11 protein-coding genes are annotated in these 12,623 nt (G+C 68.0%); 5 read left to right on the top strand and 6 right to left on the bottom strand.

Going from position 1 to position 12,623, the window contains the following annotated elements; genetic code table 11:
* Positions 1-53 precede the first annotated feature (53 nt).
* Positions 54-1,430: an FAD-binding oxidoreductase gene (locus tag EV650_RS26325; protein WP_134121670.1), complete on the top strand. Its 1,377-nt coding sequence runs from the start codon at positions 54-56 to the stop codon at positions 1,428-1,430.
* Here EV650_RS26325 and EV650_RS26320 read toward each other — a convergent pair.
* From EV650_RS26320 to EV650_RS26305, 4 genes are read right to left on the bottom strand one after another with little or no spacing between them, the layout of a single operon-like run.
* Complete coding sequence (locus EV650_RS26320) at positions 1,427-2,173, bottom strand: SDR family NAD(P)-dependent oxidoreductase (RefSeq protein ID WP_134121669.1); 747 nt, start codon at positions 2,171-2,173, stop codon at positions 1,427-1,429. The genes EV650_RS26325 and EV650_RS26320 overlap by 4 nt on opposite strands.
* On the bottom strand, positions 2,163-3,404 hold the full coding sequence (locus EV650_RS26315; RefSeq protein WP_134121668.1) for an AMP-binding protein: 1,242 nt from the start codon (positions 3,402-3,404) through the stop codon (positions 2,163-2,165). The genes EV650_RS26320 and EV650_RS26315 overlap by 11 nt, the downstream gene beginning before the upstream one ends.
* Complete coding sequence (locus EV650_RS26310; RefSeq protein ID WP_238174459.1) at positions 3,401-3,604, bottom strand: acyl carrier protein; 204 nt, start codon at positions 3,602-3,604, stop codon at positions 3,401-3,403. Before EV650_RS26310 ends, EV650_RS26315 begins: the two co-directional genes overlap by 4 nt.
* A gap of 4 nt (positions 3,605-3,608) precedes the next feature.
* Complete coding sequence (locus tag EV650_RS26305) at positions 3,609-3,848, bottom strand: hypothetical protein (protein WP_134121666.1); 240 nt, start codon at positions 3,846-3,848, stop codon at positions 3,609-3,611.
* A 115-nt stretch (positions 3,849-3,963) separates the two neighbouring features.
* Here EV650_RS26305 and EV650_RS26300 point away from each other — a divergent pair, with 115 nt between their 5' ends.
* Entirely contained in the window at positions 3,964-6,432 is a 2,469-nt protein-coding gene (locus tag EV650_RS26300) for a hypothetical protein (protein WP_202874913.1), read from the top strand.
* A 255-nt stretch (positions 6,433-6,687) separates the two neighbouring features.
* On the opposite strand, the gene EV650_RS26295 is transcribed toward EV650_RS26300, so the two are convergent.
* Positions 6,688-8,265, bottom strand: coding sequence for a glycoside hydrolase family 10-like protein (locus EV650_RS26295; protein ID WP_134121665.1), 1,578 nt, complete (start codon positions 8,263-8,265; stop codon positions 6,688-6,690).
* An 84-nt stretch (positions 8,266-8,349) separates the two neighbouring features.
* Between EV650_RS26295 and EV650_RS26290 the strand changes: the two genes are divergently transcribed.
* Positions 8,350-8,862 carry a GNAT family N-acetyltransferase gene (locus EV650_RS26290; protein WP_134121664.1) on the top strand — a complete coding sequence of 171 codons (513 nt, stop codon included), beginning with the start codon at positions 8,350-8,352 and terminating at the stop codon, positions 8,860-8,862.
* Entirely contained in the window at positions 8,859-9,908 is a 1,050-nt protein-coding gene (gene pseI, locus EV650_RS26285) for a pseudaminic acid synthase (RefSeq protein WP_134121663.1), read from the top strand. Before EV650_RS26290 ends, pseI begins: the two co-directional genes overlap by 4 nt.
* On the opposite strand, the gene EV650_RS26280 is transcribed toward pseI, so the two are convergent.
* Positions 9,905-10,690, bottom strand: coding sequence for a hypothetical protein (locus tag EV650_RS26280; RefSeq protein ID WP_134121662.1), 786 nt, complete (start codon positions 10,688-10,690; stop codon positions 9,905-9,907). The genes pseI and EV650_RS26280 overlap by 4 nt on opposite strands.
* 63 nt (positions 10,691-10,753) lie before the next feature.
* Here EV650_RS26280 and EV650_RS26275 point away from each other — a divergent pair, with 63 nt between their 5' ends.
* Positions 10,754-12,244, top strand: a complete 1,491-nt coding sequence (locus EV650_RS26275; RefSeq protein WP_134121661.1) for a class I SAM-dependent methyltransferase — start codon at positions 10,754-10,756, stop codon at positions 12,242-12,244.
* Positions 12,245-12,623 lie beyond the last annotated feature (379 nt).

The following is a 12,623-nucleotide window of genomic DNA, read 5'->3' as shown; positions in this document are numbered from 1 at the left end:
GAAGCGGAGCCGGGCACCTAGCCTGGCGGCAACACATCGGGGAGGGGACTGGAATGACGCAGACTGTGGGGGAACTGCGCACGGCAGTGAGCGGGGCCGTGCTCGCACCAGAAGACGACGGGTACGACGCGGCACGCCGGCTGTGGAACGCAGAGCACGTCCGGGAGCCGGCTGTGATCGCCCAGGTTCATTCGGCCGAGGACGTCCAGGCGGCCGTCCGGTACGCGGTGGCCGAGGGACTCGAGATCGCTGTCCGCGGCGGGGGCCACAGCATCGCCGGCATGTCGTCGGTCGACGGCGGGCTGATGATCGACCTGAGCCGGCTGAACCGGGTGACGGTCGATCCGGAGACCCGCCGGGCTCGCGTCGGCGGTGGCGCGCTACTGCGCGATCTCGACGGTGCCGCCCAGGAGCACGGTCTCGCCGTACCAGCTGGGCTGATCGGTCACACCGGCGTCGGCGGGCTCACGCTCGGCGGCGGTATGGGCTGGCTGACCCGGATGCACGGACTCAGCATCGACAACCTGGAGTCGGTCCAGCTCGTCACCGCGGACGGCAGCATCCTGCGTGCCGCCGAGGACGAGAACGCGGACCTGTTCTGGGCCGTGCGCGGCGGTGGCGGCAACTTCGGTGTGGTCACCGAGTTCGAGTTCCGGCTGCACCCGGTCGGGCCGATCGTGAACTTCGCGCTGGCCTTCTGGGGTCAGGACCAGGGCGGCGAGCTGCTGCGCGCCGCCCTCGAGGTGATTCCGGAGCTGCCGCGCGAGGTCAACGTCGTGATCGCCGCGCTGAACGCGCCGCCGGCGCCGTTCGTCCCGGCGGAGCATCACTTCAAGCCCGGCTTCGCCTTGGTTGTGGTCGGTTTCGGCTCGCCCGAACAGCATGCCGACGCGCTGGAACGGCTCCGGGGAACGCTGCCGCCGTTGTTCGAGGTCGTCACGCCGATGCCGTACACCGCCGTACAGGGCCTGCTCGACGAGGCGAACGCCGCGGGCACGTATCACTACGAGAAGGGCGCGTACCTCGAGACTCTGTCCGACGGGGCGATCGACGTGATCACCACCCAGGTGGCGCAGAAGACGTCGCCGATGTCGGTCACGATGATCTACCGCCTGGACCAGGGCTACGTCGAGACCGCGGACGAGGCCACCGCGTTCGGCGGGCAGCGGATCCCGCAGTACTCGATGTTCATCATCGGGACCGCGCCCGTGCTGGAAGCGCTCGAGCCGGAGCGCGCCTGGGTGCGCACGTTCTGGGACGCCATCCAGCCGCACGCGGTCAACATCGGCAGCTACGTGAATGGCATGGTCGAGGCGGACGAGGCCCGACTGCGGGCGGCGTACGGCGACAAGTACGAGCGACTGGTCGAGATCAAGCGGAAGTACGACCCGGACAACGTCTTCCACCGCAACCAGAACATCAAGCCTTAGATCGAGGCTGCGCCGTCCACGACCAGGACCTGGCCGTTGATGTTCGTGTTCTCGAGTAGGAGCATGCGGACGATCGGGAGGACGTCGTCGGGCTCGGTCAGTTGACCGGTCGGGGTACGGCGGACGATCTGGTCGAGCTGGGTCGGGCCGAGGACGGCGGACATCTCCGAGGCGAAGAAGCCCGGGGCGATCGCGTTGGCGAGGATGCGGCCACCGAGTTCACGAGCCAGTGAACGGGTGGCCGCGTCCATTCCGCCCTTGGTGGCCGAGTAGGCAACCAGCCCGGGGTAGCCGCGTTGGGCGCAGATCGAGGTGATGTTGACGATCCGGCCCTTCAGTCCTTTGGCGAGCATCCGGCGCAGGACGAAGCGGGTCAGGACCAGCGGCGAGGTCAGGTTGGTCTGGATGATCTCGGCAAGGTGATCGGCGGACGTGTGGACGTGCAAGGAGTCCTGGCCGATCGCGGCATTGTTGACCAAGGCATCGATCGGGCCGAGGGTCGTCTCGACCTTCTTGACGAACGCCTGCCCGGCGGCGGCGTCGTTGATGTCGACAGAGCCGTAGTACAGCTGGTCCGGGTACTTCTCGCCGAGGGCGGTCAGCTCGGGCGTCACTGTTCTGGCAAAGGCCGCGACCTTCACCCCCGCGGCGAGCAGGTCACTGACGATCGCCAGGCCGAGGCCGCGGGAGCCGCCCGAGACCAGAACGACGGAGGCCGGGGGGACACTGACTTCAGACGTCACTCTTCAGGGTTTCCTTCTGCGGGATCTCGTCGAGGAACTTGATCCTCCGGGGTACGCCGTAGTCCGGCAGCCGGGTCGAGCACCACTGCACCAGGTCGGCGTCCGTGATCGGGCCGAGTGCCCGGTTCGGAACCACCTCGGCCGCGACCATCCGGCCGACCAGCGGCGCCTTGCGCGCGAACACCCGCGCCCAGGCGACACCCGGGTGACCCATCAGCACGTTGCGGACCAGGCCGGCCGACACCTTGGACCCGCCGACGTTGATCTCGTCGGTGTCCAGCCGACCGGTGATCAGCACGCGATCGCCGTCGTACTCAATCCGGTCGCCGGTGTGGACCGCACCGACCAGGCCGGCGCCGTGGTGCGGCGAGCGGATCACGAGCTCGTCGCCCTCGACGGTCAGCATCGGACGGTCCGGATCGGGCTGGCGGTCCAGCCAGTCCTTCGGGAACCCCGCCTTGCCGTCGTGCACCACGATCGACGCACCGACCTCGGAGGACGCGTAGATCCAGGAGATCCGGGCCTTCGGGAAGATCTCCCGGAGCTGATCGAGGATCGCCTGGTCGACGGGCTCGCCGCCGAGCGTGATCTGCTCCAGCGGTACGGCGCCGAGCGCGTCGGCGTTGCGGTAGATGGCCTGCCGCCAGAATGTCGGCGTACCCGAGGCTGCTGTCACGCCGTGCTCGGCCGCGATCGCCGGCCAGTCGTCCAACTCGTCGGGCTCGATCACGACCAGGCCCTGGTCGGGCTGGGTCAGCGAGAGCGTGACGACCTGCCACCAGGCGTAGGTCCCGGGTGAGTACGGCAGCAGCCAGGTGCGTGGCGGCTGGTCGGCGGTGACAGTGGTCAGGGTCTCCAGCGTGTGGCCGATGCGCTTCGGGCGACCGGTCGATCCGGAGGTGAGCAGCCAGGCCCGGCCGGACTCCTCGACCCGCTTCAGTTTGGCCGGAGTCACTGCCCCATCGGGCAGGACGACCGCGAAACCGGACTCGCCGAGTTCCTCGCGCATGTGTTGATCGACCCGTGAATCGGTGGCGACCAGGAGCTCAGTGCCGTGTACGGCGTGATGACGGAGAGCAGCGAGTGCGTCGGCACCGTTGTCGACCAGGACCGCCGCGGGCGAGGGCAGCTGCGGCAGCTTGTGCAGGGTCCGCCAGGTCAGGCGCTTGCCGGCAACGACCACGGTGTTGTCGTCGCCGATCAAGGCGGTGGTCTTGCGGCGGGCGTTCACGCCGACTGGAGTTGCTCGATGAAGTCGAGTACGTCGCCGACCGTTGCGATCCGGCGCAGCCCTGGGGCATCGAAGTTCAACTCGTCGCCGAGCTCGTCCTCCACCCGGAGGGCCAGCTCGGAGAAGTCCAGCGATCTGAACCCGATCTCGCGTAGGTCCACCGTGTCGTCGGCCGGCAACGACCGGCCTTGAGCGGTCATCACCTCACCCATCAACTCCCTGACCCGACCCCGCGCCACCGAACTCATAACCACGCAGCCTAGCGTCCTCTTCGAGGCTCGCATCGGGGTCTGGTGGATTGCCGCGACGGCGTACCCAGGCTTTCAGTCGTTTGATCCGGCTGCGGATCTCCAGGCCGGCCAGTGCGATCACCGGGGCTGCTGCGGCCAGTGCCGCCAGCAGGACCTCCTCGACCGGCAGCCCGGCGATGTGCTGGACAACCATCGGACCTCCCGAAGACTGCGGGGTCTGGGAGATTACAGAGTGTAAAGGCGAAGTTCACGATGGTAAACGGCTCACCGGCCCCGAACCCGACTCGTCGGACTCATACACTTGCGCGATGATCAGACCGGGGAAGCGCCGTGCTGCCGGGCGCGGTAAGCGGACTGCTGCGCTGGCGAGTCTGCCGGTGCTGCCGCTGGCCTGGTTCGTTGCGCTGCAGGATCATCCGCCGTGGATGCCTGCTGTGTACCTCGGTTATCTCCTGGTCGTGATCGTCGTACCGGGCACGATGTTCTGGCGGCGGCTGACCGGCGGGGTCGGGTGGTTCTCGGCGGATGTGGTCCTGGGGACCGCGTTCGGGCTGGCCGGCGAGGCTGTGCTCTATCCGCTCGGGATGCTCTTCGACATGCCGTTCGCGGCGTTGCTGATGCCGGCGCTGGCGTTCGGGATGTGGCGGGCGTTGCCGCGCCACAAGCCGGTCGAACGGCCGACGCCGTGGTGGTCGACGGCCGGCGTGATGGTCGCGGTCGGAGTCGCGGCCGCGTGGTTCGTGCGGGTCGGCTCGCGGCTCATTCCGCTGGACGGTCCGGAGGCGTTGCGGCCGAATTCGGACGCCCCGCACAACCTTGCGTTGGCGGGTGAGCTGACGCACCACTTCCCACCGCGGGTTCCGTACGCCGATGGTGGCTGGCTGACGAGCCACTGGGCGGCGTACGACCACATCGCGTCGGTGCACTGGATCACTAGCGTGCCGCTCGACGTACTCACGCAGCGGATGGTGCCGTTCGCCTGGATCCTGTTGACGGTGCTGGGTGCGGCCGCGGTCGGGATGGTGCTGACCGGTCGGGCGGTTGCCGCTCCGATCGCTGCTGGGCTCGTGGTCGCGGGAGGCGATCTGGTTGCTTGGCCGTGGGCGGTGTCCGATCGGGTGTTCGCGGACGGGCCGTTTTCGCTGGGGCAGCTGACCAATCCGCCGCAGGCGTTCTCGACGGTGTTGCTGTTGCCGCTGATCGCGGTCACTGCGTTGCTGCTGCGGCGACGACCGGGTACCACGCGGGCCGAGTTGCTGCGACTCTTCATCGCGGCCGGTGTGCTGGTTGCCGCGCTGGCGTTGACGAAAGCGACTGCACTACCTGTCTACGCGACCGGGCTGGCGGTTGCCTGGATCTATCTGACGGTCCGGGCTGGGCGGCTGAATCTGCGTGCGCTGGTGCTGGGTGTCGGGGTTGCGGCGGCTTATGCGCTGACGTTCTTCTTCGTACTGCGTGGGGCCGCGTCGAGTGTGCGGTTCGATCCGGGGGCGGCGTTCGACAGCCTGGCGGATCGGATGGGTGGCGGGTCCGCTGTCGCGGTGATCGCGGCGGTGGTCGTGGTCGGGTGGGTCATGCCGGTGGTCGGCGCGTTGCTGATCAAGCGACGCTTCAGGCGGGACCCGATGGTGGTCTTCCTGGTGGCCGGTTTCGTCGCGGCCGTCCTGGGTGCGTCGCTGTTGGCTGACCGCGGTGACACGCAACTGTTCTTTATCCGGACCGGGTTCGTGTTCGGGGTGCTGCTCGCGACGTGGGGGCTTGGGTCGCTGGAGCGGCGGCAGTACTGGATCGCCGCGGTCGCGCTCGCGATCGGGGTGGCGGCCATCTACTGGGGTCGTTATCGCTCGGATCGTTCGTGTACGTCGAGCAGCTGCTTCGGACAGGGACTGGTTGTTGCTCTGGCGATCGCGGCTCTCGGCATCGGTGTGTTCGGGTTGGTGTTGCGGGGCTCACGGCGTACCTGGGCTGTCATCGCGGTGGCAGTGCTGGTGGGTACGACGGTGTCGCCGACGCTGGCGTCGATCCGGAAGTTCGCCGAGCCGCCGCTGACGTCGTACGAGTCGATCGCACCGGGCGGGATCGAGGCGGCCCGGTTCATCCGGCGGAACTCCGGGCAGGACGACCGGATCGCCACCAACGTGCACTGTCACCAGGCGCGAGCGTCACATTGCCAGGCCGGCTCGTACTGGATCGCCGGGTACGCGGAGCGGCGCGTGCTGGTCGAGGGGTGGTCGTACCAGGCCCGCGTCGACGACACGTACCCGGACCAGGCCCAAGGGCCGTACTGGAACCAGGAACAGCTCCAGCTGAACGACGAGGTCTTCAGCAACCCGACCCGCCAGCTGATCGAAACGCTACGAACGAAGTACGACGTCCAGTGGCTGCTGCTCGACGAACGAGTCAGCGCACCCCCGACGAACCTGGACAAACTCACCGAACTCAGATTCCAGCTGGGCAGCGTCCGCGTCTACCAGATCTATCCGCCGCCCCCAGAGAACCCCTTCCCCACGCAGACGCCATCCCCGACGGGCACTCCGACTACGGGCCTCCCCACCCAGACGTCGAGCTTCCCGACCAGCACGCCGAGCTTCCCAACACCCACTGACTCCTCAGGCCAGACCCAACCAACCCAGCCCTTCCCAACCGGCAGCCTCCCGACCAGCAGTCTCCCCACCGGCACCTTCCCGACCCAGACCTCGAGTCTCCCGTCGCCGACCTTCCCCACGAGCCCGATCCCGACGCAGCTGACCACCACGCCGAGCCTCAGGACCCCTTGAGGTCGTGGGGTCGCGTTGAGGGCTGGCGGGTTATGTAGTTCGTGGCGGGTTACAGGACGACACCGCTGAAATATCCCGCCATGGGACCGGCTCGGAGGGGCTGGTTGGGGAGTCGGGTGGGCACATGGTCGGCAGCTGGACAGGTAGTACACCCGCGATACGCCGTACGCGCGTACGCGATCACGCTCAGGTGTACTACCCGGCCGCCCGACACCTCCTGTCCAAATGCAACCGGGGTGTGCCGACCCCGACGACTTACCGCAAGGCGACTGCCGGGATGCCGATGCTTTGGTTGGCGAGGCGGTCCAGGGCGGTGACTGTGTAGATGTAGGTCTTGCCGGGCGTTGCGGTGGGGTCGACGTACGACTGGGTGGTGCCGGTCGAGCGGAGGGTGGTGATCAGGTTGCGGGCGTCGTTGTCGGGGCAGTGGTCGCCGCCGAGGAGTTCACGACGGTAGACGGCGTACGACGTGGTGTCCTTCGAGGTCCGCGACCAGGTGAGCTGTACGCCGCCCGCAGTGCGCTTCGCACGGGTCGCGTGCACCGGAAGGGGCGGCCGGGAGTCGAGGGCCGGCATTGCGGGGATCAGCGCCGGCCTTGTGTACCAGTTGTTGTTGAGCAGCGTGGTCGCACCGAGCCGGTCCGCGCGGACGTCCTTCGCGGAGAAGTAGATGTTGCCCTTCACCTCGGGGATCGCGCTGTCGAACGCCAGGTGGTCACTCAGCTCAGCAGGGTCCGACCAGTCCGGCGACTGTGTCGACGTACCGACCTTGTACGTCGCTTCGCCGATGTAGAGGTGGACGTGCGTACCGCGGACCTGGTCCGCCCACCACGGCACGATCTTGTTGTAGTCGGCGGCCGCGAACCCACCGGCCCAGTAAACCTGCGGGACGATGTAGTCGATCCACTCCTCGCGGACCCACTTCCGGGTGTCCGCCGCCAGGTCGTCGTACGTCTGCACGCCGGCGGTGGTGTCGGTGCCCTCCGGGTCGGTCGCCTTGTTCCGCCAGACCGCGAACGGCGAGATGCCGAACTTGATCCACGGCTTGATCGCGTGCATCTTCTGGCTCAGCTCGTGGATCAGCAGGTCGATGTTGTGCCGCCGCCACGCCTGCAGGTCGGTGTAGCCGTCGGCGTACTGCGCGAACGTCGCGGCGTCGTCGAACGTCTGGCCGGCCACCGGGTACGGGTAGAAGTAGTCGTCGAAGTGCACGCCGTCGATGTCGTACCGCGAGACCGCGTCCATGATCGCGTCCTCGACCAACTGACGAGCGGCCGGGATACCGGGGTTGTAGTAGAGCTTCCCGCCGTATGTGACGACCCAGTCGGGGTGCAGGCGCGCCGGGTGCGTCGGGATGAGGGCGTTGAGGTCCGTGCCCATCGACAGGCGGTACGGGTTGAACCAGGCGTGCAGTTCGAGGTTGCGCTTGTGCGCCTCGGTGACCGCGAAGGCCAGCGGGTCGTAGCCGGGGTCGCCGCCCTGCGTGCCGGTCAGGTACTGCGACCAGGGCTCGACCTTGGACGGCCAGAAGGCATCGGCGGTCGGACGGACCTGGAGGACGACCGCGTTGTGGTGCTGCCGGACCGCGTCGTCGAGCCAGCCGATCAGCTCGGCCTGCTGCTGTGCGGCGCTCAGACCGGTCTTCGACGGCCAGTCGATGTTCACCACCGACGAGATCCAGCTCGCCCGGAACTGCCGCAGCGGAGTGGACGCGTTGGGCGCGCAGTTCTGCTGATCGGACTGCGTCTGCGCGGCAGACGCCGTACCGGAGACACCGCTCAGCAACAGACCTGCCGTCGCACCCAGGACACCCATGACTCGCCAGACTCTCATGTCACTCTCCGACCGTGGTTCAAGGTGAAGTCGAAAGATGTTTACACATTCAGGCACCCTAAGAGAAGACGCTAGGTTAGGTACATGCTGCGCGCTGCGACTGACGACGACGTCGACATCATCCGGCGGCTGCGGAACCAGCGGGCCAATCGCGACGTGAGCATCAACTCGCACGAGATCACCGCCGACGAGCACGCGGGGTGGTGGGCGAAGACCTCGGTCGACCCGACCCGGCGGGTGCTGATCTACGAACGCGGCGGTACGACGGCCGGCGTCGTCAACTTCTTCGACCTCGAAGGACCGACCGGCGCCTGGGGATTCTTCCTCGACGCCGACGGACTCGCCGAGCGTGGCGAGACACTGCCGGCGTGGATCGAGGTGATGCGCGAGGCGACGGCGTACGCGTTCGACGAGCTCGGCCTCGAGGGCCTCACCGGCGAGGTGCTGGAGCACAACACCGTCGTACGGCAGATGAACCGCCGCTTCCGGTTCGTCGAGGGTACGCCGGAGGTCCGGTACGCCGATGGCCGCGAGCTCACCGTGATTCCGATCAGCCTGCGCAAGCAGGACCGTAGAGCCCAAGGGAAGAAGTCATGAGCACGATCGAGATCGGCGGCGTGAAGGTCGGGCCGGATCACCAGCCGTTCGTCATCGCCGAGATGTCCGGGAACCACAACGGCGATCTCACGCGAGCGCTGGACATCGTCCGCGCGGTCGCGGAGACCGGCGCGCACGCGCTGAAGCTGCAGACGTACACCGCGGAAACGATGACGCTCGACCTCGACCTGCCGGCGTTCCGGCTGCCGGTGGAGCACGAGCTGTGGAGCGAGGCGCGGCTGTACGACCTCTACCAGGAGGCGCACACGCCGTGGGCGTGGCACGAGCCGATCTTCGAGCTGGCGAACTCGCTCGGGATGGTCGCGTTCTCGTCCGCGTTCGACCAGACCGCGATCGACTTCCTGGAGAAGCTCAACGTCCCGGCGTACAAGGTCGCGTCGAACGAGATCGGCGACCTGCCGCTGGTCCGCGGAATGGCCGAGACCGGCAAGCCGATCATCATCTCCACCGGCTCCGCGACGCTCACCGACATCGACGCCGCGGTTCGGGCCGCGCGTTCGACCGGGAACGAGCAGATCATCGTGCTGTCCTGCACCGCGAGCTACCCGGCGCCGCCGGAGGAGTCGAACCTGCGCGGGATCCCGGTCCTGCGTGATGCCCTCGGCGTACAGGTCGGCCTGTCCGACCACACCATGGGCATCGGCGCCGCCGTGGCCGCGGTGGCTCTCGGCGCGACGGTCATCGAGAAGCACGTGACGCTGAAGCGCGTCGACGGCGGCGTCGACTCCGCGTTCTCCCTCGAGCCATGGGAGCTGGAGATGCTCGTCGAGAGCACCCGGGTAGCCCAACTGGCCCTGGGCAAACCGGTCATCGGCCCGAAGCAGGCCGAACAAAACGTCCTCCGCTTCCGTCGCTCCCTCTTCGTCACCCAGGACGTCCGGGCCGGCGACCCCATCACCTTCGAAAACGTCCGCTCCATCCGCCCAGCCGGCGGCCTGGCGCCGGACCTCTTCACGCAGGTGGAAGGCCGCCCGTTCCGGGTGGATGCGAAGGCCGGCACGCCCCTGACCTGGGACCTGCTCTAGCCCAGCGTTTTCAGTCCGTCCCGGGTCTTCGCCGCGAAGGCCAGGAAAGACGCTTCCGGGTTGGCGAAGGCGTCCAGGCGGACGAGGACGACGTACGTCGCGGTGCGGTACTGAAGCGTCCGCTCGGTGTAGGTCTGGGTGCCGACCGGATAGGTGCGGACGATGTAACGAGAACGGGCACCGAACCCGGGGAGCGAACGCTCGACCACCGAGGCACGATCCTTGCCGTCGATCAGGATGTGCGCGCACTCGGGCGGCGTCGGTAGGCGCTGGTCGAGGAGTCTGTCGCCTAGGGCGCCGGCCAGTTCGACGACGTTGGCGCTGACGAACGGCTGCTCATTGCCGATCCCCTGCCCGAGGGAATCTTTCGCGACGGCCGACGGTGTGGTCGGTGCGATGAAGTCGCCGGGTATTCCGGGGACGCCCGAGTACCGGATGACGTCCCGGCAGATCGCCGGCTCGACCTTCCAGACGGCCAACGGGTCCGGCCGCCGGGTCGGGTCGGGCCCCGGCGGATAGATGTACAGCGACGTCTCCAGCGTGTGCGTCCCGTACACCGTCGGAAGCGCCAACAGCAGATCGCCGGCCAGGTACCGGAACTTGGCCGGCGTCGGGGTCGTCTTCACCCGCGGGACCAGGGTGTACGTCGATCCCGACGGGGTGGCTGCAGGCTTCGAGGGAGGCGTGGTGGGCGGCGCCACCTGATCCGTTGCCTTGTCCGACGTCGTACAACCGGCCAGCGCCAGCACCAGACACCCCGTCACGACCGCCCACCGACTCACCGCAGCCCCTCCCCCTGGGATCATGTTCTGTCTGATGCATGCTACGCAGGGAAGGTTCGGGACGTGGCCGAGTATTTGTTGTTTCCGGGGCGGCATCATGTCTTGACGCGGTTCCAGGGCGAGTTTCTGCGGAAGTTTGCGGACCGGACCGTGGTGTGGGCGGTGACGTCGGCCAATCATCAGACGACGAAGCGGAATCCGGTGGCGTTCGATCGGCGGGAGGCGGCGATCGAGCGGTTCAGCGTGGCGAACGGGATCCGGTCGCTGGTGGTCGGGGTGGTGGATACGCCGCCGACGGACGAGTTCGCCGAGGTAACGGTGAAGGCGATCGAGGCCGGGACCGACGATCTCGTTCGGTTGACGCCGGCAAACACCGTGGTCGCCTGCTCGACGCCGGAGGTGAGCAAACTGTACGAGCAGCTGGGGTTCGACGTGATCGGCGTCGAGCCCGAAGGTACGGCGCGGCCGTGGGACGTCCTGCTGATGATTGCTGCCGGCAACGAGCAGTGGAAGGAGCTGGCGCACCCGGCGACGGTCGATGTGTTCGAGCGGTACGCCCTGGACGCGCACGTCGCGCGGTGCGTGAACGACCCGGTGGTCGGCGACGACGGCGGGCTCACCACGACCCGCGACTACAAGACGTACGCCGATGCCTTCGAGACCGCCGCCGACCGGAAATGGCAACAAATCAAGGGGTTTGTCCGTCCCGGCCGGATTCTCGACATCGGCTGCGCGACCGGAGCGACCCTGCAACTGATCGATGCGGATCCGCGCTTTCACGAGTCGGATCTGATCGGCGTCGAGGTCGCGCGGCACTTGTACGCCGAGTGCGTCCACAAGAAGGAGCAGGGTCTCTTCACCAACCCGAACGTCTACTTCTACCAGCGCAACATGCTCGGCTCGGCCGTCTTCCCGCCGCGATCGATCGACACAACGCTGACCCTCGCGCTCACCCACGAGATCTGGTCGTACGCCGACGGCTCGCGCCCCGACACGGTCCAACGGTTCGCCGACGCGCTCTTCGCGCACACCGCACCGCATGGCGTCTGGATCAACTCCGACGTCTGCGGACCCGACGAGCCCGACCGCCCCGTCGTACTGCGGCTGGACGACAGCGACGGCGAGAACCCGTCCACCGTCGCCGAACTCGAGGCGCTCGACGACCCCGCGGCGTACGTCGGGAAGTTGTCGACGCGAGCCCGGTTCTTCCAGTTCGCCCACGACTTCCGGCGGAACGCGAAGGTCCCGTTCAAGTACGACGTACGCGGCGACGGCCTCGTACTCCGGCTGGCCGACGCGATGGACTTCCTCACCCGGAAGGACTACGTCGACAACTGGCTGAGCGAGACCCACGAACAGTTCTGCGGCCTGAACTTCGCCGGCTGGACCGCCGTCGCCGAACGCGCCGGCTTCACCATCGACCCAGCCTCAACCGCCTGGCGCAACGACTGGCTCATCACCAACCGAATCAGCCCCGTAGCCGCAATAACCACCCCCACCGGCACCCCCGTCGACTGGCCCATCACCCACCAACTCCTGGTCGCCCGCCGCTAACCCGCCCCTCTCAGGGGTCAACCCCCGGGTCGCACGCCGCTAACCCGTCCCTCCCAGGGGTCAACCCCCGGGTTGGACAGTTGGCCGCCCAGAATCTGCCTCCGCAACCGACCGCCCCAGGGGCCAACCACCCTCCTGCCGCTGCACGGGTCGCTCGAGCGCCTCACCACCCCACCCAGGCCGACTTTGTGCACCGGCGCCGTACATTTCAGCGCCGGCAATGCGGCACTGGTGCACAAAGTGACACGACGCGGCGCGGGGCAGCGCGGCGCGGCACGAGGCGGCGCGGCACGAGGCGGCGCGGCACGAGGCGGCGCGGCACGAGGCGGCGCGGCACGAGGCGGCGCGGCACGAGGCGGCGCGGCACGAGGCGGCGCGG

The sequence above is a fragment of the Kribbella kalugense genome (assembly GCF_004365875.1).
GTDB lineage: Bacteria > Actinomycetota > Actinomycetes > Propionibacteriales > Kribbellaceae > Kribbella > Kribbella kalugense.
Note: the sequence above shows the minus strand (reverse complement) of the source record. Positions and strands in the feature narration are given on the sequence as shown.

Excerpts from the sequence above, each read along its gene's own strand:
- EV650_RS26325 (WP_134121670.1), top strand. The coding sequence starts at position 54 with ATGACGCAGACTGTGGGGGAACTGCGCACGGCAGTGAGCGGGGCCGTG.
- EV650_RS26310 (WP_238174459.1), bottom strand. The coding sequence starts at position 3,604 with ATGACCGCTCAAGGCCGGTCGTTGCCGGCCGACGACACGGTGGACCTA.
- EV650_RS26305 (WP_134121666.1), bottom strand. The coding sequence starts at position 3,848 with ATGGTTGTCCAGCACATCGCCGGGCTGCCGGTCGAGGAGGTCCTGCTG.
- EV650_RS26300 (WP_202874913.1), top strand. The coding sequence starts at position 3,964 with ATGATCAGACCGGGGAAGCGCCGTGCTGCCGGGCGCGGTAAGCGGACT.
- EV650_RS26295 (WP_134121665.1), bottom strand. The coding sequence starts at position 8,265 with ATGAGAGTCTGGCGAGTCATGGGTGTCCTGGGTGCGACGGCAGGTCTG.
- EV650_RS26290 (WP_134121664.1), top strand. The coding sequence starts at position 8,350 with ATGCTGCGCGCTGCGACTGACGACGACGTCGACATCATCCGGCGGCTG.
- pseI (WP_134121663.1), top strand. The coding sequence starts at position 8,859 with ATGAGCACGATCGAGATCGGCGGCGTGAAGGTCGGGCCGGATCACCAG.